Source organism: Bradyrhizobium sp. WD16 (genome assembly GCF_024181725.1).
Classification (GTDB): domain Bacteria; phylum Pseudomonadota; class Alphaproteobacteria; order Rhizobiales; family Xanthobacteraceae; genus Bradyrhizobium_A.
On sequence record NZ_CP028908.1, the window covers coordinates 4,949,852 to 4,976,091 of the forward strand.

Annotated in this window: 20 protein-coding genes; 9 read left to right on the forward strand and 11 right to left on the reverse strand. The window is 66.6% G+C overall.

Annotation, left to right across the window (positions count from 1 at the left end; genetic code table 11):
• Positions 1–4 precede the first annotated feature (4 nt).
• The 4 genes from parE to DB459_RS22865 all read left to right on the forward strand — a co-directional run bounded on the left by parE (position 5) and on the right by DB459_RS22865 (position 5,320).
• On the forward strand, positions 5–2,059 hold the full coding sequence (gene parE / locus DB459_RS22850) for a DNA topoisomerase IV subunit B (RefSeq protein WP_253708227.1): 2,055 nt from the start codon (positions 5–7) through the stop codon (positions 2,057–2,059).
• Between the two features lie 25 nt (positions 2,060–2,084).
• The gene (locus tag DB459_RS22855) at positions 2,085–2,288 is read left to right on the forward strand and encodes a hypothetical protein (protein WP_253708230.1); all 204 of its coding nucleotides are present in this window, start codon (positions 2,085–2,087) and stop codon (positions 2,286–2,288) included.
• A 376-nt stretch (positions 2,289–2,664) separates the two neighbouring features.
• Positions 2,665–4,158 (forward strand): DEAD/DEAH box helicase, encoded by a 1,494-nt coding sequence (locus tag DB459_RS22860; protein ID WP_253708232.1) that lies wholly within the window; start codon positions 2,665–2,667, stop codon positions 4,156–4,158.
• Positions 4,159–4,252: 94 nt separating this feature from the next.
• Complete coding sequence (locus DB459_RS22865) at positions 4,253–5,320, forward strand: GGDEF domain-containing protein (protein WP_253708235.1); 1,068 nt, start codon at positions 4,253–4,255, stop codon at positions 5,318–5,320.
• A gap of 35 nt (positions 5,321–5,355) precedes the next feature.
• Here DB459_RS22865 and DB459_RS22870 read toward each other — a convergent pair whose 3' ends face one another.
• The 8 genes from DB459_RS22870 to DB459_RS22905 form a co-directional block, all read right to left on the reverse strand.
• Complete coding sequence (locus DB459_RS22870) at positions 5,356–5,862, reverse strand: TfoX/Sxy family protein (protein ID WP_253708237.1); 507 nt, start codon at positions 5,860–5,862, stop codon at positions 5,356–5,358.
• A gap of 70 nt (positions 5,863–5,932) precedes the next feature.
• Positions 5,933–6,340 (reverse strand): iron-sulfur cluster assembly accessory protein, encoded by a 408-nt coding sequence (locus DB459_RS22875; protein ID WP_253708240.1) that lies wholly within the window; start codon positions 6,338–6,340, stop codon positions 5,933–5,935.
• Positions 6,341–6,403: 63 nt separating this feature from the next.
• Positions 6,404–6,802, reverse strand: coding sequence for an SUF system Fe-S cluster assembly protein (locus DB459_RS22880; RefSeq protein WP_253708243.1), 399 nt, complete (start codon positions 6,800–6,802; stop codon positions 6,404–6,406).
• Positions 6,799–8,040 carry a cysteine desulfurase gene (locus DB459_RS22885; protein WP_253708246.1) on the reverse strand — a complete coding sequence of 414 codons (1,242 nt, stop codon included), beginning with the start codon at positions 8,038–8,040 and terminating at the stop codon, positions 6,799–6,801. Before DB459_RS22885 ends, DB459_RS22880 begins: the two co-directional genes overlap by 4 nt.
• Positions 8,040–9,353, reverse strand: a complete 1,314-nt coding sequence (gene sufD, locus DB459_RS22890) for a Fe-S cluster assembly protein SufD (protein WP_253708249.1) — start codon at positions 9,351–9,353, stop codon at positions 8,040–8,042. Before sufD ends, DB459_RS22885 begins: the two co-directional genes overlap by 1 nt.
• Positions 9,354–9,364: 11 nt before the next feature.
• On the reverse strand, positions 9,365–10,120 hold the full coding sequence (sufC, locus tag DB459_RS22895; protein WP_253708262.1) for a Fe-S cluster assembly ATPase SufC: 756 nt from the start codon (positions 10,118–10,120) through the stop codon (positions 9,365–9,367).
• 66 nt (positions 10,121–10,186) lie between these two features.
• A complete protein-coding gene (sufB, locus tag DB459_RS22900) occupies positions 10,187–11,665 on the reverse strand; it encodes a Fe-S cluster assembly protein SufB (protein ID WP_253708264.1) in 1,479 nt (492 codons plus the stop codon).
• 187 nt (positions 11,666–11,852) lie between these two features.
• A complete protein-coding gene (locus tag DB459_RS22905; protein WP_253708266.1) occupies positions 11,853–12,995 on the reverse strand; it encodes a cysteine desulfurase family protein in 1,143 nt (380 codons plus the stop codon).
• Between the two features lie 252 nt (positions 12,996–13,247).
• On the opposite strand from DB459_RS22905, the gene DB459_RS22910 reads away from it, so the two are divergent.
• Positions 13,248–13,895: an alpha/beta hydrolase gene (locus DB459_RS22910; protein WP_253708268.1), complete on the forward strand. Its 648-nt coding sequence runs from the start codon at positions 13,248–13,250 to the stop codon at positions 13,893–13,895.
• Positions 13,896–13,974: 79 nt separating this feature from the next.
• Here the strand turns inward: DB459_RS22910 and DB459_RS22915 are convergent, their stop codons facing one another.
• The gene (locus DB459_RS22915; protein WP_253708270.1) at positions 13,975–15,078 is read right to left on the reverse strand and encodes an anhydro-N-acetylmuramic acid kinase; all 1,104 of its coding nucleotides are present in this window, start codon (positions 15,076–15,078) and stop codon (positions 13,975–13,977) included.
• 195 nt (positions 15,079–15,273) lie between these two features.
• Here DB459_RS22915 and tyrS point away from each other — a divergent pair, with 195 nt between their 5' ends.
• Positions 15,274–16,527 carry a tyrosine--tRNA ligase gene (gene tyrS, locus DB459_RS22920; RefSeq protein ID WP_253708273.1) on the forward strand — a complete coding sequence of 418 codons (1,254 nt, stop codon included), beginning with the start codon at positions 15,274–15,276 and terminating at the stop codon, positions 16,525–16,527.
• A 47-nt stretch (positions 16,528–16,574) separates the two neighbouring features.
• Here tyrS and DB459_RS22925 read toward each other — a convergent pair whose 3' ends face one another.
• Positions 16,575–20,324: a DUF3971 domain-containing protein gene (locus tag DB459_RS22925; RefSeq protein ID WP_371926804.1), complete on the reverse strand. Its 3,750-nt coding sequence runs from the start codon at positions 20,322–20,324 to the stop codon at positions 16,575–16,577.
• A 362-nt stretch (positions 20,325–20,686) separates the two neighbouring features.
• Here DB459_RS22925 and DB459_RS22930 point away from each other — a divergent pair, with 362 nt between their 5' ends.
• The 3 genes from DB459_RS22930 (at position 20,687) to DB459_RS22940 (ending at position 25,182) form a co-directional block, all read left to right on the forward strand.
• Positions 20,687–21,433, forward strand: a complete 747-nt coding sequence (locus tag DB459_RS22930; RefSeq protein ID WP_253708280.1) for a peroxiredoxin — start codon at positions 20,687–20,689, stop codon at positions 21,431–21,433.
• Between the two features lie 149 nt (positions 21,434–21,582).
• Positions 21,583–22,935: a M23 family metallopeptidase gene (locus DB459_RS22935; RefSeq protein ID WP_253708283.1), complete on the forward strand. Its 1,353-nt coding sequence runs from the start codon at positions 21,583–21,585 to the stop codon at positions 22,933–22,935.
• Between the two features lie 72 nt (positions 22,936–23,007).
• Positions 23,008–25,182 (forward strand): carbamoyltransferase C-terminal domain-containing protein, encoded by a 2,175-nt coding sequence (locus tag DB459_RS22940; protein WP_253708286.1) that lies wholly within the window; start codon positions 23,008–23,010, stop codon positions 25,180–25,182.
• A 48-nt stretch (positions 25,183–25,230) separates the two neighbouring features.
• Here DB459_RS22940 and DB459_RS22945 read toward each other — a convergent pair whose 3' ends face one another.
• Positions 25,231–26,154 (reverse strand): DMT family transporter, encoded by a 924-nt coding sequence (locus DB459_RS22945; protein ID WP_253708289.1) that lies wholly within the window; start codon positions 26,152–26,154, stop codon positions 25,231–25,233.
• Positions 26,155–26,240 lie beyond the last annotated feature (86 nt).

Genomic DNA, 26,240 nt, shown 5'->3' on the forward strand with positions numbered 1-26,240 from the left:
AGTTATGTCCAAGCCGTTGAAATCAAACAAAAATGACAAAGGCGAAGATCTCTTCGCCGGTGCCCCCAAGGGCCGCGCTGCGCCGTCCCGCCCCGCCCCTCGCGCCAGCAGCGCCGAAGGCGGCTACACCGCGCGCGACATCGAAGTCCTGGAAGGGCTGGAGCCGGTGCGGCGGCGGCCCGGCATGTATATCGGCGGCACCGACGAAAAGGCCCTGCATCATCTGTTCGCCGAGGTGATCGACAACTCCATGGACGAGGCGCTGGCCGGCCACGCCACATTCATCGAGGTCGAACTCGGCAAGGATGGCTTCCTCACGGTGACCGACAATGGCCGTGGCATTCCGGTGGACCCCCATCCGAAATTCCCCAAGAAGTCGGCGCTCGAAGTCATCATGTGCACGCTGCACTCCGGCGGCAAATTCGACTCCAAGGTCTACGAGACCTCCGGCGGCCTCCACGGCGTCGGCGTGTCGGTGGTGAACGCGCTGTCGTCGCGCCTCGAGGTCGAAGTGGCGCGCGAGCAGCGGCTCTATCGCATGGTGTTCGAGCGCGGCCACCCCAAGGGCAAGCTCGAGGAAGTCGGCAAGGTCCAGAACCGCCGCGGCACCACCATCCGCTTCAAGCCCGACACCGACATCTTCGGGGCCAAGGCGACGTTCAAGCCGCAGCGGCTGTTCAAGATGGCGCGCTCGAAGGCCTATCTGTTCGGCGGCGTCGAAATCCGCTGGCACTGCGACCCGGAACTGCTGCGTGGCGTCGAGGACGTGCCGTCCGAGGCGACCTTCCATTTTCCCGGTGGCCTGAAGGACTATCTCGTCGCGGCGATCCACGCCGATACCCTGGTCCATCCCGACGTCTTTTCGGGCCGTTCGGGCCGTAACGGCTCCCACGGCGCCTGCGAATGGGCGGTGGCCTGGACCGCGGACGCCGACGGCTTCCTGTCCTCCTACTGCAACACGGTGCCCACCCCCGACGGCGGCACCCATGAATCGGGTCTGCGCAGCGCCCTGCTGCGCGGCCTGAAGGACCATGCCGAGCGTGTCGGCCAGAGCAAGCGCGCCGCCTCGATCACGTCGGAGGACGTCATGGTCGGCGCCGCGGTGATGCTCTCGGTGTTCGTGCGCGAGCCCGAATTCCAGGGCCAGACCAAGGACCGCCTCGCGACGGCGGAGGCGCAACGCATCGTCGAGCAGGCCATCAAGGACCCGTTCGACCACTGGTTGTCGGGCAATCCGGTGCAGGCCAATCGCCTGCTCGAATTCGTCATGGAACGCGCCGACGAGCGGCTGCGCCGCCGTCAGGAAAAGGAGATCTCGCGCAAGACCGCGGTCCGCAAGCTGCGGCTTCCGGGCAAGCTCGCCGATTGCACCGACACCGCCGCGGACGGCTCCGAAATCTTCATCGTCGAGGGCGATTCCGCCGGCGGCAGCGCCAAGCAGGCGCGCAACCGCAAGACGCAGGCGATCCTGCCGCTGCGCGGCAAGATCCTCAACGTCGCCTCCGCCGGCCGCGACAAGCTCGCCAGCAATCAGCAGCTCGCCGACCTCGTCCAGGCGCTCGGTTGCGGCACCGGCGCGCAATATCGCGAGGAAGATCTGCGCTACGACCGCATCATCATCATGACCGACGCGGACGTCGACGGCGCTCACATCGCCTCGCTGCTCATCACCTTCTTCTACCGGCAGATGCCGCGGCTGATCGATGAAGGCCACCTCTACCTTGCGGTGCCGCCGCTCTACCGGCTGTCCCACGGCGAAAAGACCTTCTACGCCCGCGACGACGCCCACAAGGACGAGATCCTGCGCGCGCAGTTCAAGGCCAATGCCAAGGTGGAGATCGGGCGGTTCAAAGGTCTCGGCGAGATGATGCCGAACCAGCTCAAGGAAACCACCATGGATCCGGCCAAGCGAATGCTGCTGCGCGTCGTGCTGCTGCCGGACGATCGCGAGGGCACCGCAAGTTCGATCGAGCGCCTGATGGGGACCAAGGCCGAAGCGCGCTTCGCCTTCATCTCCGAGCGGGCGGAATTCGCCAGCGAGGATATGCTCGACGTCTGACGATCGCCTGGAACAGGAGCCGCCGATGCGCACCATCCGCCTCGCCCTTGGCCTCTTGCTCCTCGGCGTCTTGCTCCTCGTCATCGGCCTCATCTGGATCGGTCAGGGCACCGGCACTTTTCCCTACCCTGCCGCCAGCTTCATGATCCGGCAGATGCAGTGGGCGTGGATCGGCGGCGCCGTCGCGCTGGTCGGGTTGGTGCTCGTGGTGCTGTCGCGGCGGCGGTGAGACGCCCCTGCTCGGAGGTGCAGCTGATAGCCGCCGGCCTTCCGGGAGCGCTTCGGCTCGATCCGCCGCGGCTCAAGGAACGGACGCCTGCTCATCGTCGGTGCAGAAGCCGCCGGAGTGACCCGGCGGAGCGCGGCAAAACGCGGTTTTCGGCCGTAATCATTAAGGTTTTTGGCCGTTGTCATCGTATCCCGCATTGACTTTGGCCAATTCGTCCCTATCTTCCGGCCACAAGCGGCCGGTCTCGACACGCGAAATCCCGAATAGCCGCCTGCCTGCGTATTCCCACTCCCCGTGCCTTTAGAGCGTGCCGTTCCGGGGCTGAACGCGGCAGATTTTCCCGAGAATCCGAACGGCGGTTTCGACTCGAGGCTCAATGTCTTTTTCCAATCTCGGACTGTCCGACAAGGTGGTCGCCGCCGTCGCGAACGCCGGTTACACCACCCCCACCCCGATCCAGGCCCAGGCCATTCCTCACGTTCTCGCCCATCGCGACGTGCTCGGCATTGCCCAGACCGGTACCGGCAAGACCGCTGCCTTCGTGCTGCCGATGCTCACGCTGCTCGAGAAAGGCCGCGCCCGCGCTCGCATGCCGCGAACCCTGATCCTCGAGCCGACCCGCGAGCTGGCGGCCCAGGTCAAGGAGAACTTCGACAAATACGGCGCCGGCCAGAAGCTCAACGTCGCTCTCCTGATCGGCGGCATGTCCTTCGACGATCAGGACGCCAAGCTGATGCGCGGCGTGGACGTGCTGATCGCCACACCGGGTCGTCTGCTCGACCACTCCGAACGCGGCAAGCTGCTGCTCACCGGGGTCGAACTGCTGGTGATCGATGAAGCCGACCGCATGCTGGACATGGGCTTCATTCCGGATATCGAGCGCATCTGCAAGCTCGTCCCCTTCACCCGGCAGACGCTGTTCTTCACGGCGACCATGCCCAACGAAATCCGCCGGATCACCGAGGCCTTCCTGCACAATCCGGTCCGCGTCGAAGTCTCCAAGCCGGCCTCGACCGCCGTCACCGTCAGCCAGTCGCTTGCCACCTGCGGCCGCGAACCCCATGAGAAGCGTGAGATGCTGCGCCATCTCATTCGCTCGGCCCAGGATCTCAAGAACGCGATCATCTTCTGCAACCGCAAGCGCGACGTGGCGCTGCTGCACCGCTCCCTGCAAAAGCACGGCTTTGCCGCCGTCGCCCTCCATGGCGACATGGAACAGTCGGCGCGGATGGCAGCTCTCGACCAGTTCCGCAAGGGCGAGATGCCGCTTCTGGTCGCCTCTGACGTCGCCGCCCGCGGTCTCGACATTCCCGAGGTCAGTCACGTCTTCAACTTCGACGTGCCCCACCACCCCGACGACTACGTCCACCGCATCGGCCGCACCGGCCGCGCCGGTCGCCTCGGCACCGCCATCTCCATCGTCACCTCGGCCGACGCCAAATCCGTCACGGCAATCGAAAAGCTGATCGGTCAGGACATTCCGCGGGTCGATGTCGGCTTCGCGCCGTCGGCCCAACCGAGCGACGAGGGCGCCGGCGAGCGCAGCCATCGCGACGCCAAACCGCGCCGCGAAGGCCGGCGGGGCCGCAACGGCGGCCGTGCCGAGAAAGGTCACGAGCCGAGACCGGAATCCAGAACCGAGTCGCGATCGGAGCCGAGGTCGGAGCCGAGGTCGGCGGCCAAATCCGAGCCCGCCGGCCGCAAGGGCCGGGATCAGCATCGTGGCGAACGCAGCGCGCCCCCTGCAGCGCAGCAACCGCCCTCGATCGGGCGACCGGCGCCGCGCGTGCAGCGCGATGCGGCCGCCGAGCCTGGCGACCACTCCCACCTTCCGGCCTTCCTGTTGCGACCGGTCCGCGCCAGGATTTAACGCCCCGTTCACTCTCCTGACGTAGCGTTCGCACTGTTCGTTATTGTATATTGGAGATCGGCGGGTAGCGCAGCCCGCCGTTGGGGATATTGCCGTGATCGGGCTGGTCGACGAGCATCAACGCACCCTCGCGTTCGCCGAGGTTGCCCTGGGCCAAATCAGGTCGCTGCGGCAATCGGCCGTCCCGCGCAATTATGAGATCTGGTACGTCTACGCCACGGGCTACAACGCGGCGTTGAACAAGATCATCAACGAGACGCTGGCCCGCCAGGGCCGCCTCTCCGAATCCGATCTCGACCAGATCTACGAAACCTACCTGTCGCAACTGCGCACCTCGGACCGAATCGACAAGGTCGGTGCGCGGGTCATCAACGAAATCGACGAGGTCATGAACCTCGTGACCGACGCGCTGGGCCTGACCAAGGCCCTGGGCAACGAACTCGACGGCGCCACCGCACGCCTCGTCGGCGCGCGCGACCGCGATGCGGTGATGCACGTCGTCAACTCCCTGGTGAAGACGACGCTCGAGATGCGGGAGAGCAACCGCATGCTGGAAGCCCGGCTGGTCAACGCCAAGCAGGAGATCGGCAATCTCCAGGCGAGCCTCGAGGCGATTCGCGCCGAGACCCTGACCGACCCCCTCACCGGCCTCGGCAACCGCAAATATTTCGATCGCGCCATCGACGATGCGGTCGAGCAGGCCCTCGCCAACGGCGAGCCGCTGTCGCTGATGATGTTCGACATCGACCACTTCAAGTCGTTCAACGACAATTACGGCCATCTCACCGGCGACCAGGTGCTGCGCCTCGTGGCGATGTCGTTGAAGGCGACGATCAAGGGCCAGGACATCACGGCGCGCTATGGCGGCGAGGAGTTCGCCGTGGTGCTGCCCAACACCGCGCTGCGCCAGGCGCTCACGGTCGCCGACCATATCCGGCGTGCCGTCATGTCGAAGGAACTCAAGAAAAAGTCGACCGGCGAGATCCTCGGACGCGTCACCATCTCGGTCGGCGTCTCGATGCTGCAGAATGGCGACGACACCCGCTCGTTGATCGAGCGCGCCGATGCCTGTCTCTATGCCGCCAAGCGCAACGGCCGCAATCGCGTGGTCTGCGAAGCCGATCCGGAATATTGTCCGAACGATCACATTCAGGTCGCCTGAGCCTGGCGGGCCGCATCCGTCGAGGTCGGCAGCTCTCAGCGCCGCGACGTTTTCCGTCGGCGTTTCGCCGCCGGCTTGGCGCGTGCCGTCCGACCTGGCCTGGTCGCTTTCCTGGATTTCGGTGATGCCTTGCTCGCCGTCGACTTCGCGCGCGACGATGCCGTAGCCCCGGCCCGCTCCGCGCCGGACGCGCCGCTGCGCGACCGCGGCTTGCGGGGCTTGGCCAGCGCCGCGCGTTCGGCAGCCGCCATCGCGGTGCGTGCCCATCGCGCAAGCTCACCCGGATCGTCATAGAGCCGCTCCGGCAATTGCCAATAGGAGCGCACCGTCACGGTCTTGGCCCGGGTCTGATAGGCGAAGGGCGTGCAGCCCTCCTGTTCGAAATCGGGAATGCTGGCGTCGTCGGCGCGCAGATAGAGGCCGCCGCGCAGCGCCAGCGCGAAGTTCGTCCCGTCCGCGGAAATGCCGTAGCCGCTGAACATCCGGCGGATGCTCACGGGTCCGAATTCGGCAAACAGGTCGATAAGGAAGTCGCGGTCCATGCGCGGCGCCCCGGAAAACGGCCGCATGTCAGCAGAACGGCCGCGGCGGCGCAACCTGGATGAGGCGCCCTCAGGCCGGCAATTTGGCCGGCGTGAGCTGGACGGATTCGCCGCAGCCGCAGGCGCCGGTCTGGTTCGGATTGTTGAAGACGAACTGGGCGGACAACTTGTCCACCTTGAAGTCCATCTCCGTGCCGAGCAGGAAGAGCACCGCCTTGGGATCGACCAGGATGCGCACGCCCTTGTCCTCGACGACCTCGTCGGTCGGCTTGATGTCGTCGGCGTATTCGACGGTGTAGGACATGCCGGCGCAACCGCCGTTCTTGACCCCGACGCGCAGCCCGACGATCTCCGAACCGGCTCGGGAGGCAAGCTCGCGCACCCGCGCGGCGGCAGCCTCGGTCAGGCGCATCACCTGGGGCCGCGGGCGCGGTGCCGGTCGTCCGGAAGGTCCAGAATTCGGAATCATATTGGTCATTTGGTCGCGACCTCGGATATTTCAATGGCGCCGCGGCGACCCGCGGCCGTCACGCAAACCACGTCACCACATGTTGAGAACGAGCCTGGCCTCGTCGGACATCCGCTCGGGCGACCAGGCCGGTTCCCAGACGATACTCACGTTCACCGCGCCCACCCCGGGCACGCTGGCGACGGCATTCTCCACCATGGTCGGCAGTTCGGCCGCCGCCGGGCAGTTCGGCGTCGTCAGGGTCATCTCGACGCCGACCGCGCGGTCGTCGCCGATATCGACCTTGTAGATCAGGCCAAGCTCGTAGATGTCGGCCGGGATCTCCGGATCGTAGACCGTCTTCAGCGCCGCCACGATGTCCCGCCCCAGCCGCTCGGTTTCCTCCGGCGGCAGCACTGAGGTGGTGTCGACGTGGTTGGGCGCCGCCGTGGGCGCCGTCACCGTATCGAGGACCTGACCCGCGTCATTCATGCAAACATGTCCTGTGCCTTGATCAAAGCCTGCGCGAGGGCATCGATTTCTTCACGGGTATTATACATGGCAAACGACGCCCGGCAGGTGGCCGTCACCTGGAAACGTTCCAGAAGCGGCATCGCGCAGTGGGTTCCGGCGCGCACCGCAATGCCGGACCGGTCGATGATGGTGGCGATATCGTGGGGATGGGCGCCCTTCATCTCGAACGAGACGACGCTGCCCTTCTCCCTGGCGTTGCCGATGATGCGCAGCGAATTGATCTCGCCGAGCCGTCCATGGGCATAGCGCGTCAGTTCGCGCTCGTGGGCGGCGATTCGGTCCTTGCCGATGGAATTGACGTAATCGATCGCGGCACCGAGCCCGATCGCCTCGACGATCGGCGGCGTGCCGGCCTCGAAACGATGCGGCGGTTCGCCATAGGTCACCCAGTCACGGGTCACCTCGCGGATCATTTCGCCGCCGCCGTTGTAGGGGCGCATGGCGGCAAGCAGCTCATGCTTGCCGTAGAGCACGCCGATGCCGGTCGGACCGTAGACCTTGTGGCCGGTGAAGACGTAGAAGTCGGCGTCGAGATCCTGAACGTCGATCGCAAGATGCACGGCGGCCTGGCTGCCGTCCACCAGCACCGGAATGCCGCGGTCATGGGCGAGACGGACCACCTCTTTGACCGGAACGATGGTCCCGAGCAAGTTGGACATCTGGGTGATGGCGACGAGCTTGGTCCGCGACGACAGCAGCTTTGCGAACTCGTCGAGCAGGAAATTGCCGTCGTCGTCGACCGGCGCCCACTTGATCACCGCGCGCTGGCGCTCGCGCAGGAAATGCCAGGGCACGATGTTGGAGTGGTGCTCCATGATCGAGAGCACGATCTCGTCGCCCTCGCCGATATTCGGCGCGCCGTATGACGAGGCCACCAGATTGATGGCCTCGGTGGCGTTGCGCGTGAAGACGATCTCCTCGTTGCGTCGCGCATTGAGAAAGCGCGCGACGCGCTCGCGGCCGCCCTCGTAGCCCTCGGTCGCGGCGTTGGCGAGGTAGTGCAGGCCGCGATGCACATTGGCATATTCGGTCGTGTAGGCCCTCGTCATACGCTCGAGCACGGCCTGCGGCTTCTGCGCCGAGGCCGCATTATCGAGATAGACGAGCGGCTTGCCGTAGACCTTCAGCGCCAGCGCCGGAAAGTCGGCGCGCAGCCGCGATACATCGTAGGATCCGTTGGCGACAGCTGGGTGCATCAGCCACGCTCCTTCAGCCAGCGCTTCGCGGCGGCGACGACAACCTCGCGCAGATCGTCGTCGGCGATCGTCTCGATGGCTTCGCCGACGAAAGCCTCGATCAGTAGCGCCTGGGCGTCGGCCTCGGGCAGGCCACGGGCGCGCAGGTAGAACAGCAGGCTCTCGTCCAGCGCCCCGGCGGTGGCGCCGTGGCCGCAGCTGACGTCGTCGGCGAAGATCTCGAGCTCGGGCTTGTTGTCGATTTCGGCCTCGTCCGAGAGCAGCAGGCCGCGCGTCATCATCTTGCCGTCGGTCTTCTGCGCCTTCGGCCGCACCACGATGCGGCCCTGGAACACGGCATGGCCCTGGGCGTCGAGCACCGCGCGGAAGTTCTCGCGGCTGGTGCAGCCGGGCACCGCATGATCGACCAGCAGCGTGGTGTCGCCGTGACGGCGACCGCCCAGCAACGTGACACCGTTGGTCAGGACATCGCTGCCATCGCCGGCGAAGGTGACGGTCGTCTGATAGCGGCTGAGGCGGCCGCCAATGGTGAGATTGAAACTGTTGAGGCGCGCCTTGGCGCCGAGGGTGAAGACCGCGCCGGCGATATGGATCGCATCGCGCGCCTCCTCCATCAGCCGGATGTGCTGCAGCTCGGCGCCGTCGCCGATGGCGATCGTGACCATGTCGGAGGTCTGGTAGTTCGCCGCACCCGCCGCGGCGACGTAGCTTTCGACCAGCGTGGCTCGCACGCCATTGCCGAGCACGAGGCGGGAACGGCTGTAGGCCGCGGTGCCGACGCGGGTCGCGACGTGGACGAGATGGACCGGCTGCCTCAGCTCGGTCCCGCCGGCGATCTCGACGAGGACGCCGTCGGTGGCCAGCGCCGCATTGAGCGCCTGCATCGGGTCCGGCGAGCGATTGGCCAGCAGATCGGTGCCGGCATCGCTGTCGAGCGCGGCGCAGAGCGGCTGCATCGACACGCCGGCCGGCAGGCGGGCGACATCGGAGAGCTCGGGCACGAAGGCGCCGTCCACCAGGACGAGCCTCAGCGCACCGGCAACCACCTCATGGACCGCGAGCGCCGCGGCAGCCGCCTCTCGGGCGGCGCGCTGGGGAGCGGCGGCGAGCGGCGCCACGGTGCCGAGTTGGGCGCGCAGGTCGGTATACTTCCAGTCCTCGATGCGGCGATGGGGCAGCCCCTGCCGCGCAAAATTCGCGAAAGCCTCGGATCGCGCATCGGCGACCGCGGCGGTTCCAGGCAAACGGTCGCGCGCCGCGGCGTAGATCGCGTCCAGCGGATTGTCCTTGGGCTTGAGAACGGCGACGCTCATGACTGCATCCGTCACGCCGCCGCGTCTTCGAACTGGGCGTAGCCGCTGGCCTCGAGCTCGAGGGCGAGCTCCTTGCCGCCGCTCTTCACGACGCGGCCCCGCGACATCACGTGCACCACATCCGGGATGATGTAATCGAGCAGGCGCTGATAGTGGGTGATCACGATCATCGCCCGTTCGGCCGAGCGCAACGCGTTGACGCCGTCGGCAGCGATCCGCAGCGCGTCGATGTCGAGGCCTGAATCCATCTCGTCGAGGATGCACAGGCTGGGCTCGAACAGCGCCATCTGCAGCACTTCGTTGCGCTTCTTCTCGCCGCCGGAGAAGCCGACATTGACGCCCCGGCGCAGCATGTCCTGGGGAATGCCGAGCCGCGCCGAGACCTCGCGCACCTTCTTGAGGAAGTCGGGAGTCGAATATTCGCCCTCGCCGCGCGCCTTGCGCTGGGCGTTGAGCGCCGTGCGCAGGAAGGTCATGGTGGCGACGCCGGGGATTTCGACCGGATATTGGAAGGCGAGGAAGACGCCCTTGGCGGCGCGCTCGTCCGGCGCCATGGCGAGCAGGTCCTCGCCCTTGAACAGGATTTCGCCGTCGGTGACCTCGTAGCCCGGCTTGCCGGCGATGACGTGGCTCAGCGTCGACTTGCCGGAGCCGTTCGGTCCCATGATCGCATGCACCTCGCCGGCATTCACCGCGAGCGACAGGCCGTGGAGGATCTCACGCTCTTCGACGCGGACCTTCAGGTTCTTGACTTCCAACAACGCCATCTGTGCGCCTTTCTGAATTTCTTCCGTCGTGGGGGCAAGGGGCGCTCACGCGCGCCGCCGCCGGCCTCAGCCCACGCTTCCTTCCAGCGAGATCGAGATCAGCTTCTGGGCCTCGACCGCGAATTCCATCGGCAGCTGCTGCAGCACGTCCTTGACGAAGCCGTTGACCACCAGCGCCACCGCCTCCTCCTGCGACAGCCCGCGCTGGACGCAGTAGAACAGCATGTCCTCGGAGATCTTCGAGGTCGTCGCCTCGTGCTCGAACAGCGCCGAGGCGTTCCTGGCCTCGATGTAGGGCACGGTGTGCGCGCCGCATTCGTCGCCGATCAGCAGCGAATCGCAGGCGGTGAAGTTGCGCGTGCCCCTCGCCTTGCGATGGGCGCTGACGAGGCCGCGATAGGTGTTCTGCGACCTGCCCGCGGCGATGCCCTTGGAGATGATCCGGCTCGTGGTGTTGTTGCCGAGATGGATCATCTTGGTGCCGGAATCGACCTGCTGGTAGCCGTTGGAGATCGCGATCGAGTAGAACTCGCCCCGCGAATTGTCGCCGCGCAGGATGCAGCTGGGATATTTCCAGGTGATCGCCGAGCCGGTCTCGACCTGGGTCCAGGAGATCTTGGAATTGCGGCCGCGGCAGTCGCCGCGCTTGGTGACGAAATTGTAGATGCCGCCCTTGCCCTCGGCGTTGCCGGGGTACCAGTTCTGCACCGTCGAATACTTGATCTCGGCGTCGTCCAGCGCCACCAGCTCGACCACCGCGGCGTGGAGCTGGTTCTCGTCGCGCTGCGGCGCGGTGCAGCCTTCGAGATAGCTCACATAGGAGCCCTTGTCGGCGATGATCAGGGTGCGCTCGAACTGGCCGGTGTTGCGCTCGTTGATGCGGAAATAGGTCGACAGCTCCATCGGGCAGCGCACGCCCTCGGGGACGTAGACGAAGGAGCCGTCGGAGAACACCGCCGAATTGAGCGTGGCGAAGAAGTTGTCGGAGGTCGGCACGACGCTGCCGAGATACTTGCGCACCAGCTCGGGATGCTCGCGCAGCGCTTCCGAGATCGGCATGAAGATGACGCCGGCCTTCTTCAGCTCGGCCTTGAAGGTGGTGGCGACCGAGACCGAATCGAACACCGCGTCGACCGCGATCCTGCGCTCGCCTTCGGGCCGCTCGACCCCGGCCAGCATCTCCTGCTCGCGCAGCGGAATGCCGAGCTTGTCGTAGGTCGCCAGAATCTCCGGATCGACCTCGTCGAGCGAGGCGAGCTTCTTCTGCTTGGGGGCGGAGTAGTAATAGAGATCCTGGTAGTCGATCCTGGGATAATCGACCCGCGCCCAGGTCGGCTCGGTCATGGTCAGCCAGCGGCGATAGGCCTCGAGCCGCCATTCCAGCATCCAGGCCGGCTCGCCCTTCTTGGACGAGATGAAGCGAATGGTGTCTTCGGACAGACCCTTGGGGGCCTTTTCGGATTCGATCGCTGTCTCGAACCCATAGCGATATTGATCGACGTCGATCTGGCGAACCCGATCGACCGTCTCCTGTACGGCTGCCATTCTCATCCTCCGCTCGCGGTTTCAAGGACCGCGGTGGAACAGATCAAAATCTTTAGGGTCTTTCGTTCCGGAAATCACCCATTTTTTGGAACCGTTCGACCCGCGGTTCGCTAGTGTCCCTATGTCTCCGAATGACCGTGCGAGCGTGAGGCAAACGATGCGGGAATTCGGAGACGGGACACTAGCGTCATTCCTTAGCTAATGCGCCGCTGACGGTTCTCCAAGCCTCGAGGGCGAGATCGACGTCCGCTTCCGTGATATCCCAGCCAAGACTGAACCGAATGGCACCCTCGGCGAGGTTGTCGGGCACGCCCATGGCGGACAGCACATGGGACCGCGTGACCTTCCCTGAGGAACAGGCTGAGCCGGACGACACCGCCACCCCGGCGAGGTCGAACGCAATCACCGCGGTTTCAGCCCTGAGCCCCGGCACACCGATCAGAGAGGTATTTGGCAACCGCTCGACCTCCCCGGAGAAGACCTCCAACCGAGGATACTGACGCAGCCCCCGCTCAAGGCGGTCGCGCAGGCAGGCCAACTGCTTTGCCTCAACCTCCTGGGCCGCCATCGCCGCCGCCACCGCGGCGCCGAAGCCGGCGATGCCGGCAACGTTTTCGGTGCCGGCCCGCCGGTTCTGCTCCTGGCCGCCGCCGGCGATCAATGGCCGCGGCCAGATCACCTCACCGGCAGTGACAACCGCCCCAACCCCCTTCGGGCCGCCGATCTTATGTCCAGATACGGTCACAAGATCCGCCTTCAGCTCTTTGAGAGATAACGGAATTCTCCCGAACGCCTGGATCGCGTCGGCATGCAGCAGACCGCCGGCTCGATGGACCAGTTCGGCGGCGGCGGCAACCGGCTGGATCGCCCCCGTCTCGTTATTGGCCACCATCAGCGACACCAGCGCCGGCGGCCCCTCGTTGAGCCTTTCGGCGAGATCGTCGAGATCGACCACCCCGTCCCGGCGCACCCGGATCCTGGTGATCCGATCGGCGGGAAACAGCCCGCCGGCCAGCACGGAGACGTGCTCGATGGCCGACACCATCAGTCGCTCCACCGCCGCCCCGGCGCCGCGGCGCAAGCCCGGGGCGAGCGCCGTCACATTGGCTTCGGTGCCGCCCGAGGTGAAAATGACATCACGCGCATCGGCGCCGAGCGCCGCGGCGACCGCCGCCCGCGCCTCGGTGACGAGGCGCCGCGCCTTCCGCCCCTCGGTATGGATCGACGACGGATTGCCGGTCACCTCCAGCGCCGCGACAATGGCGCTCCGCGCCTCATGGCGCAGCGGTGTGGTGGCGTTCCAGTCGAGATAGATCCGCGGCTGCTTCATTTCTGATCCGTCACTCCGGCCCTCCGAACGTCTCCATAGGCCCGATCGTGGACTGGCGGAAAGCCCTTCCCGATCAGGCGCCTTGCCAAACTGCTTGCTTTTTGCCCCTGCGCTTATGGTAGAACGCGGCCGCTGTTCATCCGGCGCCACGCGCCGAGAGCGTCGGCCCGGCGGCCCGCTCTGGCAGGTCGAAAGCCCGCTCGCGAATGGGAAGCGGGGCCCCCCCGGCCCGCCTGGTTTTGAGGATTCCGAATGCCTGAAGTGATTTTCACCGGTCCTGCTGGCCGGCTCGAAGGCCGCTACCACCCGGCCAAGCAAAAGAACGCGCCGATCGCGATGGTGCTGCACCCGCACCCCCAGTTCCACGGCACGATGAACCACCAGATCGTCTATCAGATCTACTACTCCTTCGTGGCGCGGGGCTTCTCGGTGCTCCGCTTCAATTTCCGCGGCGTCGGCCGCAGCCAGGGGTCGTTCGACCACGGCGTCGGGGAACTGTCGGACGCCGCTGCGGCGCTGGACTGGGCCCAGACCATCAATCCGGAGGCACGGGCCTGCTGGGTCGCCGGTGTGGCCTTCGGCGCCTGGATCGGCATGCAACTGCTGATGCGTCGCCCGGAGGTTGAAGGCTTCATCTCGATCGCGCCGCCGGCCAATCTCTACGACTTTTCCTTCCTCGCGCCCTGCCCCTCATCGGGCCTGATCGTCCACGGCGACAAGGACATCGTGGTGCCGCAGAAGGACGTCAACACCCTGGTCGACAAGCTGAAGACCCAGAAGGGCATCGTCATCGACCATCAGGTCATTCCCGGCGCCAACCATTTCTTCGACGGCAAGCTCGAGCCGCTGATGGAATCGGTAACGTCCTATCTCGACATGCGTCTCGCCAACGTGCGGTGAGCCGTCACTGACCGCTCCGCCGGACGGCTCTTGCTCCTGAGAAGCGCGGACGCTTCACCGAGACACCGCTCTTCTCGGATCACGGCCTCGCCATCACCCCGCCGGTCATCGGCCGCGGCACGCCGGTCGTCGCCGGATAACTCAGCGGCAGGCCACGCAGGCTGCGCGCGGCGAGGAAGGCGAAGGCCTGCGCCTCGATGGTATCGCCGGCCCAGCCGAGCGCGTCGGCGGCTTCCACCGAGGCCGGCGCCAATCGGTGGCGCAGCATCCGCATCATAGCCAGGTTGCGGGCGCCGCCGCCGGCGATGATCCAGGCCCGCGGCTCTTTGGGCAGATGCGGGATGATCCGAGCGATCGCCCCGGCGGTGAAGGCGGTCAGGGTCGCGGCGCCGTTCCGCACCGACATCTCAGGCAGCGCGAGCGCGGCGAACTGGTTGCGATCGAGCGATTTCGGCGGCGGCAGCGCGAAGAACGGATGGCCGAGCGCCCGCTCGACCCAGTCCGTATCGGCATCGCCCTGGCTCGCGAGGCGCCCGTCCTGGTCGAACGGCTGTCCGGTGACGCGGAAGACGTAGTCATCGAGCAGCGCGTTGCCCGGGCCGGTGTCGCAGGCGATCAGCGTGTCCTCGCCGTCGATATAGGTGATGTTCGAGACGCCGCCGATATTGACCACCACGATCGGCCCGGCGCAGTCGAGGCCACCGGTCAGAGCGCGGTGATAGACCGGCACGAACGGGGCGCCCTGTCCGCCGGCAGCGACGTCGGCGGCGCGAAAATCATGCATCACGGGAATATGCACGGCCCGGGCCAGGGCCAGACCGTCGCCGATCTGCACGGTCATCCGGCGCTCGGGCCGGTGCAGCACGGTCTGGCCGTGAAAACCGATGACGTCGACCGACTCGCGGGCGATGCCGTGCTGGGCGATGAAGGCCGCAACCGCTTCCGCATGGGCGCGGGTCACGGCCGCTTCGGCCTCCGCCAGCACGCCGGGACGCTCGTCGCGGGATTGCAGCGCGATGGCTTCCCCCAGGGCGTGGCGCAGCAGGGCGCGCTCCTGGGCGGTATAGGGCCGATAGCCGGAGGGGCCGAAACCGGTCACCCTGATCCCGTCGGTCTCGATCAGGGCAATATCGACCCCGTCCAGCGAGGTCCCGCTCATCATGCCAATTGCGGTCATCACCATGGCGTCTTTTCCCTGCTTCGACTCGAGGGAACCTATAGCGCCAAGGGCTTGAGCTCGCACCACCGGCGGCCAGGAACCCAAACTTGTATCGACACTCCACTTCTTATAATGCCACAGGGCGCCGCCCGGCGGCAGCCCCTCCCCGCATCATGCCTGATGGTGCGGTTACCAGTCCATCAAGCAGATCTCAGAATCATGGCCGCTTTCAAATCGGACTTCCTCCACGTCCTCCAGAGCCGTGGCTTCATCCACCAGGTTTCGGACGCCGAGGCCCTGGACGCGCTCGCCGCGAAGGGACCGATCACCGGCTATATCGGCTATGACGCCACCGCCTCATCGCTTCATGTCGGTCATTTGCTCCCGATCATGATGCTGCACTGGATGCAGCAGACCGGCCACCGCCCGGTTGCCCTGATGGGCGGCGGCACCACCCGGGTCGGCGATCCGTCGGGCAAGGACGAGAGCCGCAAGATCCTCAGCCGCGACGATATCGCCTACAACCTGAGCTGCATCCGCACGGTGTTCGATCGCTTCCTCCGCTTCGGCGAGGGGCCGACCAACGCCCTGATGCTGAACAACGACGACTGGCTGGCGCCGCTCAATTACATCGATTTCCTGCGCGAGGTCGGCCGCCACTTCTCGGTCAACCGCATGCTGTCCTTCGACAGCGTCAAGCTGCGGCTGGAACGCCAGCACGAACTGTCGTTCCTCGAATTCAACTACATGATCCTGCAGGCCTACGACTTCGTCGAACTCCACAAGCGGACCGGCTGCGTGCTGCAGATGGGCGGCTCCGACCAGTGGGGCAACATCGTCAACGGGATCGACCTCGGCCGCCGCATGGCCAATGCCCAGCTGTTCGCGCTGACGGCGCCGCTGCTGACGACGGCGAGCGGCGCCAAGATGGGCAAGACCGCCGCCGGCGCGGTCTGGCTGAGCGCCGACAAGCTCAGCGTCTATGACTACTGGCAGTTCTGGCGCAACACCGAGGACGACGACGTCGAGCGCTTCCTCAAGCTGTTCACCACGCTGCCGCTCGACGAGGTGGCGAAGCTCGGCGCCTTGCGCGGCCAGGAGATCAACGAGGCCAAGAAGGTGCTGGCGACGGCAGCGACCGCTCTGGTGCATGGCCGCGAGGCGGCGGACGGCGCCGCCGAAACTGCGCGGCGCACCTTCGAGGAAGGAGCCATCGCGGCCACCTTGCCGACGCTGGACATTCCGCGCACCGAACTCGCCGCCGGCGTCGGCGTGCTGACGCTGTTCGTGCGCGCCGGCCTCGTCGCCTCCAACGGCGAGGCGCGGCGCCAGATCAAGGGTGGCGGGCTGCGGCTCAACGACGAGCCGATCAGCGACGAGAAGCTGGTGGTGAATGCCTCCCACCTCACCGCGGAAGACGTCGTCAAGCTGTCCTTCGGCCGCAAGAAGCACATGCTGCTCAAGCCGGTGTAACGAACGCCGACCGTCACCCGGAGCGGACGGACGGCGCCGACCGCTCGTCAGTTGTTGGGCGCCGGATAGTTGTCGTTCGGAGTGGCCTGGCGACCGGTGCCGAAGTCGAAGATCTTGCGCAGCAGACCGGGCGCGATCGCCGAGATCGGGTTGACGCGCAGCACCGGCTTGCCGGGCGTGCCCACCACTTCATAGGTGATGCCGATCAGGCCTTCGTTGCTGCCGCCGCCGAGCACGAGACCGACGATCGGGATCTGGCCGAACATGTTGTTCAGCGCGTACATCGGCACGAAGGTGCCGCTCATGCGGACCTGGTTGGCCGGATAATTGATGCTGCCTTCGATGGTGGCGCCCACCGTCGGACCATGGACGATACCGTCCTTGATCGAGAGCTGACCGGCCTGCCGGGTGAATTCGGCCCGCATGTGCGTGAAGCTGACACCTTTGCCGCCCGCCTGCTGGTCGTTGGCGACGACGCGGTCGAGCGCCGCCTCGCCCTTGACCGAGAAGTCACGGATATTGAGCAGTCCGTCCTGGGCCGAGCCGTCCGAGGCCGGCGGATCCATCGCCACCCACATCTTGCCGCCATACATGTTGCTGTAGATGTCGGCGAAGCGGAACAGTGCCCCGGCGTCGCCGGTCTCGAGATAGACGACCTCGCGCCCCTGGTTGCGGCCGCGAATGTCGCCGGTCAGCGGCGCATCGCGGCCGACCTTGCCGGCCAGCTGGAAGGCCTTGATGACGCCGGCGCGGCGCGACAGCTTGAGGTCGACGCCGCGCAGCGCCTCGCCGAGATTGCCGGCCACCGCCCCCATCTTCAGGTCGAGGTCGAAGTCGAAGGCCTTGGTCTTGCTCTTGTCGGCATCCTTGCCCGACAGTGCCGACTTGATGAAGTTGCGGGCGTCGAACACGTCGCCGCGCATCGACACCTTGAGCGAGCCATCGGTGCCACGCTCGGCCTTCAGTGTCGCCTTGTCGCCTTCGGACGGCGAATACACCGGGAAATTGGCGTTGAGCACGTCGCCGTTCGGATCGAGTTCGAGCGAGCCCTTGATCTGCGCGCCGCCGCCGTCGATGACGATATCCTCCAACCGGGTCGACTGGGGCTTTTGCACCGCATTGAACACCACACGCCCGGCCTTGCCCGGGGCCTTCACCCAGCCCGGCAGCATGTTGTCGATGCGCGCGGCGGTGAGATCGGCCTCGATGCCAAGCTTGTTGTCGTGGTCGGAAGCGCCGATCTTGCCGTTGACCTTGACCGGGATGTTGCCGCTGACCGCCGGGCCGAGATCGACTCCGAGCCGGGCCCGGCCGGCATCGTCGAGCGTTGCCTGCAGTTTCACGTCGGCGTCGCCGCCGTCCGTCGACTTGCGGTAGTCGACGCTGGCCGGCTGGCCGGCGATCTTGACGTCGCCCTTGACCTGGTAGCCCTGGTTGTTGGCGACGATCTTGAGGGCGTTCGCCTCCAGCTTCTGGTTCATCACCAGCTTGTCGGCCGCGAATCCGGCGATGTCGACGTTGATGGAATACGTCGTGTCGGCCTTCGAGAGCTGGTTCTTGATCGGCAGGCCGAGCAGCACCTGCGCCGAGATGGTGCCCTTGCTCCCATTGGGATCGATCGGCACGCCGCTGAACTCCCTCAGGCGATCCGAAGCGAGGATTTCGGCCGCGGCCGGGACCGGACCGTCGATCCGGAAACGCACCCGCGCCGGCGGCGGCTTGGGCACAAAGTCGGGAATCTCGAAGACGAGATCCGAGATCGTCAGCCGCCGCCCGGCAGGCGTGTCGACGAGCCCCTGGCCGATATTGATCGTGGCAGTACGCCCGGTGACGCGCGCCTTCAGATCGGCGTCATGAAAGCCGGGAATCTCATCGACCGGATGCATCGCCACGTTGCTGGCGACGAAATTGATCGCAAGTCCGTCGTCCGGGATCGGCGGCCCGCTGCGCGACAAATTCCGCACCGGCGAGTTGACGGCGATTTCCATGCGCTGCAGCGTGCCCTTGTCGACCCGCTCGATGATCCATTCGCGCACTTCCGGCACGATGATGATCGGCCAGATGCGCTTGAGCGCCGACGCCGGCATCGGCGTGCCGGCGAGGCCGAGCATCAGCCGCGGTTCGCCCGTGTAGTCGATCGTCCCCGAACCGGCGATGCTGATCTCGCCGTTGCTGAAATCGGCCTGGGTGAGCAGGACACGCCGGTTGTCGGTGTCGAAACGGAAGCGCACGGCGATGCGGTTGAAGATCAGCGGCTCGTCGCCGGGCTTTTGCGGGCCGAACAGGATGGTGCCCCCGCTCAGGGTCAATTGCCAGTTCGGCACCGCATCATTGGGCGGCTCCATGTTGGCGAGCAGCGTCACCCGGTTGGCGCCGGACACCACCTGGAACGGCGCCACCATGACGCGACGGCTGGCATCCCAATCGATGCTGAGCTCCGCTGCGTCGATGTCCATGGGATAATCGGGCGTATCGAGATCAATGACCTGGCCCGCGCCCAGCGAGACTTTGCCGGTCATGAAGGTCGGCAGTCCATCGCGGCCGATTTCACCCCGCACGGATCCGCTCAGCGGCAGATCGGCGGTGTAGTGCAGATCCTTCAGCCGAAGCGCCAGGATGATGTTGCGGACCGGCGCATTGTCCGCGCTCAATTCGAGCGCGCGCACGCCGTCGCTGGCCGGCCCGACCACGGCCTTCAGCGACCAGGCATTCTTGCCCTCTTCCGCGAGGCTCACGGCAATGCCGCCACCGCTCGGCCGGCGCAGGCTGAGGCTGATGTTCTGGAACTTGAGACGGCTGCCGTTGCGCTGGTCGTCGACGATCAGGTTGCCGTTCTTCAGGCCGATCTCGTCGAGATTCTCGCCGTCGAGCCCGGTCCTGCTGAGGCCGTCCAGCCAATCCAGTCCGGCCAGCACTCCTTCCATGCCGCTGCGCCCGCCGCTCGGACGGCTCGCGCCCGCCGCATCCTGCGGCGGCGAGACCGTTGCGTCGGGGGGCGTCGTTTGCGGCTGCGGTGCCGACTGCCCGGCCTCGGCCGGCGGCGGCGCCCCGAGCGTGCCGCCCGCCGTGGTGACCCCGGTGGCGAGCGGACGGGCGCTCTCGCCGGTGGACACGATCACCGCACCGTCCGGGGTGATCCGCACCGACAGCTCGGCACCGACGAGATTGAGGCTCTGGGCGCGCAGCCGCCCCATCAGCAGCGCCAGGGTCGAAATCCGCACTTCAGCCTTGGGCGCGCTGGCGACGATGGCGCGGGCGCGATCGCGCACCACGATATCGCGAATTCGCACCGCGATCCGGATGTGCCCGGCCCGCTCGATCTGGGTACCGCCCACCTCGACCGTGTGTTCGTTGCCGAGATTGTCCTCGATGGCGCTGACCAGCCAGGGGGTGAGGAGATCGAGATTGATCGGGCCGGTGCCGAGACGCCACCACAACACGGCGAAGCCCGAGCCAAACAGCACCAGCAGGGTGGCCAGGACGGCGACGGCGGCGCGCAGGCGCCGCGCACTCGCCACGGCGTGACCGATCGCGCCCATCCCCTCGCCGAGATGCGTCAGCCACGATCCGCCGCGGCTCTTGAGCAACCGCCGCGCACGGGCGCACGCGGCTGCATCGTCCTCATGATGCCAGCCGCCGTGCTCGCGGTCGGACGCACCGGATTCGATGCGCGGCGTCCGCGCCGTGGTCGGCTCGTTTGCTGCCATGACCCCTTGGTGCTGGCGCGGCTGTCGTTGAGGGTGGTGCCCCGCCGAACGACGAGCGTCGAATGGAGACGAACGCTCGTGACCCGGCATCGCTGCCTTTCCCCGGTTCATGTGATACGCGGCCGTCCGATCCGGTTCGCGGCGGCGCGACAGATTCGCTTGCCACCATACCCCGCAACGGTCAGATATGCACCGCGCCGACCCTGGCCGATGGCCCCGGCCGCATCCTCACGATTAGTGTTTAAGACCCGGCGAAAGCGACGAAAGGAAGGCGTATGTCCAAGAAAACGCGAAAGAAATCCTTGGCTACCCCCTCCCCCCGGAAAGCCGCCGTCAAATCTTCAAGGCCATCGGCTCGCGCAGCTACGAAGACATCCAAGCCGGCTTCGGCGAAGAAATCTTCAGCCAAGGGGGCAACCAGGTCCTCGACCAAGGGGCGAGCGAAGGCCGCTGTGACCTCCGGCCGCGCCAAACCCGCCGCCAAGGTCGCCGCCAAGGTCGCCAAGACATCAAGGACAACCAGGGGCGCAAAGGCAACCAGGGCAACCAAGAAGCCCATCGACCAAGCCGCAGAAAAGCCCGCAGCCGGCAAGTCCATCCTCGCGGCGCCGCCCAAGCCGGCCGAGCGCCCTGCGCCCGCGGCCGTCGAAGCCGTCAGGCCCAAGCCTCGTTCCGCCGCCGCCTCTCCCGAGCCGTCCAAGGTGCCGGTCGAGGCGGTAGCGGCAGCCAGCGCCGAGGGCCTGGTGCCCGGCGGACCCGCCCCCGACTTCGACCTGCCGCGTGACGGCGGCGGCCGCGCTTGCCTCAAGGACTTCGCCGGACGCAAGCTGGTCCTGTTCTTCTACCCGCGCGCAAGCACCCCGGGCTGCACCAAGGAGGCGATGGATTTCACCCGCCTGAAGGCGGACTTCGAATCCTCGGGGGCCGACGCGATCGGCATCTCAGCCGACTCGATAAAGGCGCAAGACTCATTTCGAAACAAATACATGCTGAAGATTCCTCTCATCTCGGATGAAAATCAGGAGATGCTCAAGGCCTATGGCGCCTGGGGCGAAAAATCGATGTATGGCAGGACGTTCCTCGGGATTATTCGCACAACGGTTCTGGTTGACGCCAAGGGCCGTATTGCCCGCATCTGGCGCCACGTTAAAGTGGATGGCCACGCCGATGAGGTCCTTGCCGCCGCCCGCTCGCTCTGACCGACCGCAATGGACCACCAACGTTGGAAACGGGACAGTTAGGTCAAATCCGCCCGACCGCATTTCCCGAATGTTAACCATAGCAGGGCCAAATCGCTTCCGGTTTCGCTGCCGTCGCCGTCTGTTGCGGCGGGCGGCCGGGAGTAACGATGTCCTACCGACCCAATCACCACCCCGATCATCATCCCCACCATCACCCCCGCGAACAGGTCCGGCCTCAGCTGCGCCGTCAGCCGCTGCTGCGCCAGCCTCCGGCCGGACGCACCGGCTACACCTTTGCCCATGCCGGACGTCAGGTGCGGATCGGGCCGGTGGTGTTCTGGATCGTGGTCGGCACGATTACCGTCATGGGACTGTGGTCGGCGGCCACGGCGACCTATTTCGCCTTTCGCGATGACGTCCTGACCCGGCTGATCGCCCGCCAGGCAAACATGCAATACGCCTACGAGGATCGTATCGCCGAACTGCGGGCACGGCTCGACCGTACCACCAGCCGCCAGATGCTCGACCAGGAACAGTTCGATCGCAAGCTCGAGCAGATCACACGTCGCCAGCAGGCGTTGGAATCGCGCGCCTCGGCCATGAACCAGCTGCCGGATGTGGCGGCGACCGGTTCGATCCGTCCCGCCGCCAAGAACATCAGCGACACGGCGCCGAGCGCCACGCCCAAGCCCTCCCCGATCAGCGACACCGTGACCTTCGTCGCGCCACCCGATCGCGAGGCGAGACTGGAGCCGCGGGTACCGGCCCCGGCGGCTCCCCAGCCGACCCAATACGCCAAGCTGCAGGGCCTCGATTCGACGTTGAGCCGGCTGCAGACGTCGCTCGACCAGGTCGAGACCCGGCAGATCGCCACGCTGAATGCCGTCGAGGATCAATATGAAACCCGGATGCGCCGCATGCGCGGGGTGTTCAGCGATCTCGGCCTCGACGTCGGCCAGATGGAGGGGGCCGCGTCGGTTCGAGGCGTCGGCGGGCCGTTCGTGCCGCTCAAGCCGCCGCGCGATGCCGACAGCTTCGCGCGTCAGATCTATCGCATCAACGTGACCCGCGCCGAGATGGAGCGGCTGAACCGCACCCTGGCGCTGGTGCCGTATCGCAAGCCGGTGCTGGGCGAGGTCGAATTCTCATCGGGATTTGGTGTCCGAAGCGATCCCTTCCTCGGTCGCCCCGCCATGCATACCGGGCTCGATTTCCGTGCCTCCATGGGCGATCCGGTGCGCGCCACCGCCAATGGACGGGTCGAGACCGCGGGCTGGAGCGGCGGTTACGGCCGGATGATCGAAATCAACCACGGCAATGGCCTGTCCACCCGCTACGGCCATCTCTCGGAGATCAAGGTCAAGGTCGGCGATGCGATCAAGATCGGCCAGATCATCGGCGCCGTCGGTTCGACCGGGCGCTCGACCGGCCCGCATCTCCATTATGAAACGCGCATCGAGGGGGAAGCGGTCGATCCCCAGAAGTTCCTGCGCGCCGGGGTGCGGCTGTCGGCCGGCTGAGCGGTCCTCCTTGTCCGGCCGGCGGAAACATGGTTTCTCGCCGCTGTGGTGGATCAGAACCTCCCTTCAAATTTGCGCGTCGGCCCCCGCTATCCGCGCCTCGGCCGTGCCGGCTTCCGGGCGGCGCGCTGGCTCGGCGCGAAGCTGCTGGCGGCGGCCGGATATCACGGCCTCGACAGCCCCTTCGCCAAGGAGCGTCTGCGCGAGATCGGCGACCGCCTGAGACGCGGCGACGCCGTCCTGCTCGCCGGTCTCGGCGCCCCCGGAACGCACAATTCCGGCGTCGCGCTGATCGAGGTCACCCAGGCGGGGCCGCGGCTGATCGTCAACAACGAGGAAGAGCGCTTCTCCGGCATCAAGCACGCGACGCAGTATCCGCGGCTTTCGATCGAGGCGATGCGCGAGACCTTGCGACGCATGGGCCGCGACGTCGGCGACATCGCCGCCTGGCTCACCACCTGGGATTATCCCGCCCTCGCCGGCACCCTGATCCGGACCGTGCTGGAAGAAGCGCCCGGCAGCCTCAAGCTGCTGCGCACCACCAGCGCCGCAGGCTTCGACGGCCACCACCTCGAGCAGATGACGCGCACGCCGAAGATCCTCGGCCGCCAGCTCGGCCTCGACGGCCGCGTGCCTCTGATCCTGTTGCCGCATCACGACAACCATGCCTGGTTCTCCTTTGCCGCCTCGCCCTTCGACGACACGACGGAGCCCGTGGCCATCGCCGTGCTCGACGGCACCGGGGATCGCGGTTCGGTCTCGCTCTATGCCAGCCTCAATGGGCGCATGCGCCAGCTCGCCTGCAACGACAGCGTCTTCGACTCCCTCGGCGCGTTCTACAGCGTGATCGCCTCGACCCAGGGCGGCTGGACCTGGCTGTCCTGCGAGGGCCGCTACATGGGTGCGGCGGCCTGGGGCGATATGAACCGCGCCACCAACCGCTACTATCGCGGCCTGCGCGAGGTGCTGCATTTCGGCGAAGGCGGCGCGATCCAGCTCAACCGGGCGCTGGGCTACTGGTATCGCGACCCGTTCGAGCGGCCCTATTCGCCGCAGCTCATCGAGCTGCTCGGACCGCCGCTGCAGCCGGAACAACTATGGAATCCCGACGCGATGCTGCGTGTCGAGGATATTCAGCACCGCCCCGACACCCAGGACCGCCTGGACAAGGCCGCGGCCTGCCAGATGGTGTTCGAAGACGCCATGATCCATGTCGTCGACCACCTGCTGCGTACGACCGGCGCCCATCGCCTCGTGCTCACCGGCGGCGTCGCCCTCAACGCCGTCGGCAACATGCGCATGCTCGAGCATTTCGACCGCGCCTGGTTCCGTGCCGCGCAGGGGCGCGACACGACGCTGCATCTGTGGGTGCCGCCGATGCCCGGCGATCCCGGCGTCACCGTCGGCGCGGCGTGGCGCTTCGCCAACCTCGCCGGCGCCGGACGGGGGGAGCCGCTGAGCCACGCCTTCTACTGCGGCGAGGCGCCGAGCGGCGGCGCCATCGCCGAGGCGCTGACGGCGGCGCCCGACATCGCGTCGCAGCCGATCGGCGAGATCGCAACCGTGGCCGGCCGCGACGCCATCGCCGACCTGATGGCCTTCATGGTGGCGGACGGCGCGGTGATCGCGCTCGATCAGGGACCGGCGGAGACCGGCCCCCGCGCACTCGGCCATCGCTCGATTTTCGCCAACCCGTGCGATCCATTGGTGCGCGAACGGCTCAACGAGCGGGTGAAATACCGCGAGGCGATCCGGCCGCTGGCGCCGATGGCGACACGCGAGGCGGCGCTCGACCTGTTCGAGTTGCAGGAGGGCGCCTCCGACGCCGACTACAACGCCTATAACTACATGGTGCTGACGGCGCGGGCCAAACCGCAGGCCCAGGCGAAGGTCCCGGCGGTGGTCCATGCCGACGGCACCGGCCGCATCCAGATCGTGCGCGAGGCGGACGATCCCCTCACCTATGCTTATCTGAAGGCGCTCGGGCGTCATGTCGGCGTCGAGCTCTCGGTCAATACCTCGTTCAACGTCGCCGGCCCGATCGCCCAGACGCCGCAGCAGGCGATCGAGACGCTGCGCAAGTCCAGGGGGCTCGATGTCGTGCTGATGGTCGCCGACAGCGGCGAGGTGTTCGCCGCCTGGCACGGCGGCGAGCGCGACAGCGGACGCTTCACCGGCTGGCTGGCGGCGTGGCGAGCCGCCCGAAGTGAAACCACGATGGCGTTCGCGCCATCGTCACGGAGCTGACCGGCACAGCCGTCGGCTCATTCCAGGCGCGCCGGAGCAAAGACGGCTCTATCCGGCTCTCTCCGCTCTCGCCTTCCTGACCGCGTTGATCATCCGCCCGTCGAGGAGCAGCAGCGCGCTGCCGATGATCAGCGCACCGATGATTTCACTCAGCGTCAAAGCCTCGCCGAGCAGCAAATGGCCGAGGATGATCGCGGTTACCGGAACAAGCAGCGTCACCAGCATCACATTGACTGCCCCGGACCGCGCCAGGATCTGAAAGAACAGGATGTAGGCCAGCGCGGTGGACATCACCGCGAGGCCGAGCAGCGCCAGCAAGGTCGCCGCGCCGGGCATCGGCAATGTCCACGGCTGCTCGATGATCGAGGCCAGCACCACCAGGACGAGGCTGGAGGCGGTGAGTTGTCCAGCCGCCGACACCAGCGGCGGAATGCCTGCAAGCATCCGACGTCCCCACAGACCGGACAAGCCGTAGCTCAGCGCGGCAGCGAGGCACAGCGCGATCCCCAGACTCTCCCGCCCGGTCATCCCGACGGCCTCCATGCGCACGACGACAACGCCGACAAATCCCAGCGCAACGCCGGCGATCCGCCCGAGCGTCAGGCGCTCGTCGCCGCTGACCGCAAGAATGATGACCGCGAAGATCGGTGTCGTGGCGTTGAGAACCGATGCCAGCCCGGCAGTGATCGAGGTCTGACCGGTCGCGATCAGCGACATCGGCACGACGTTGTTGAGCAGCCCCATGCCGACGAAAGGAACCCAGCCGGAGACTGTCGAAGGCAACCGCAGTCCGGCGATCTTCAAAACGGGCCACAGCACCAGCGCGGCGACGGCGACGCGCACCAGAATGACCGTCAGCGGCGGCAGCTCCCTCACCGCAACGCCGATGAAGAGAAACGAGCCGCCCCAGAGCACCGACAATACGATCAGGCGAAACCACGTGGGCCGGTCGATCGCCGTTGCTGTCGGCATTTCACATCCCGTCTCTGGGCCGGCTTGCGATGCCATCCGGGCGCAGCTCTGTCCGAACGACGAAGCGGCCTGAAGCATGCCTATGG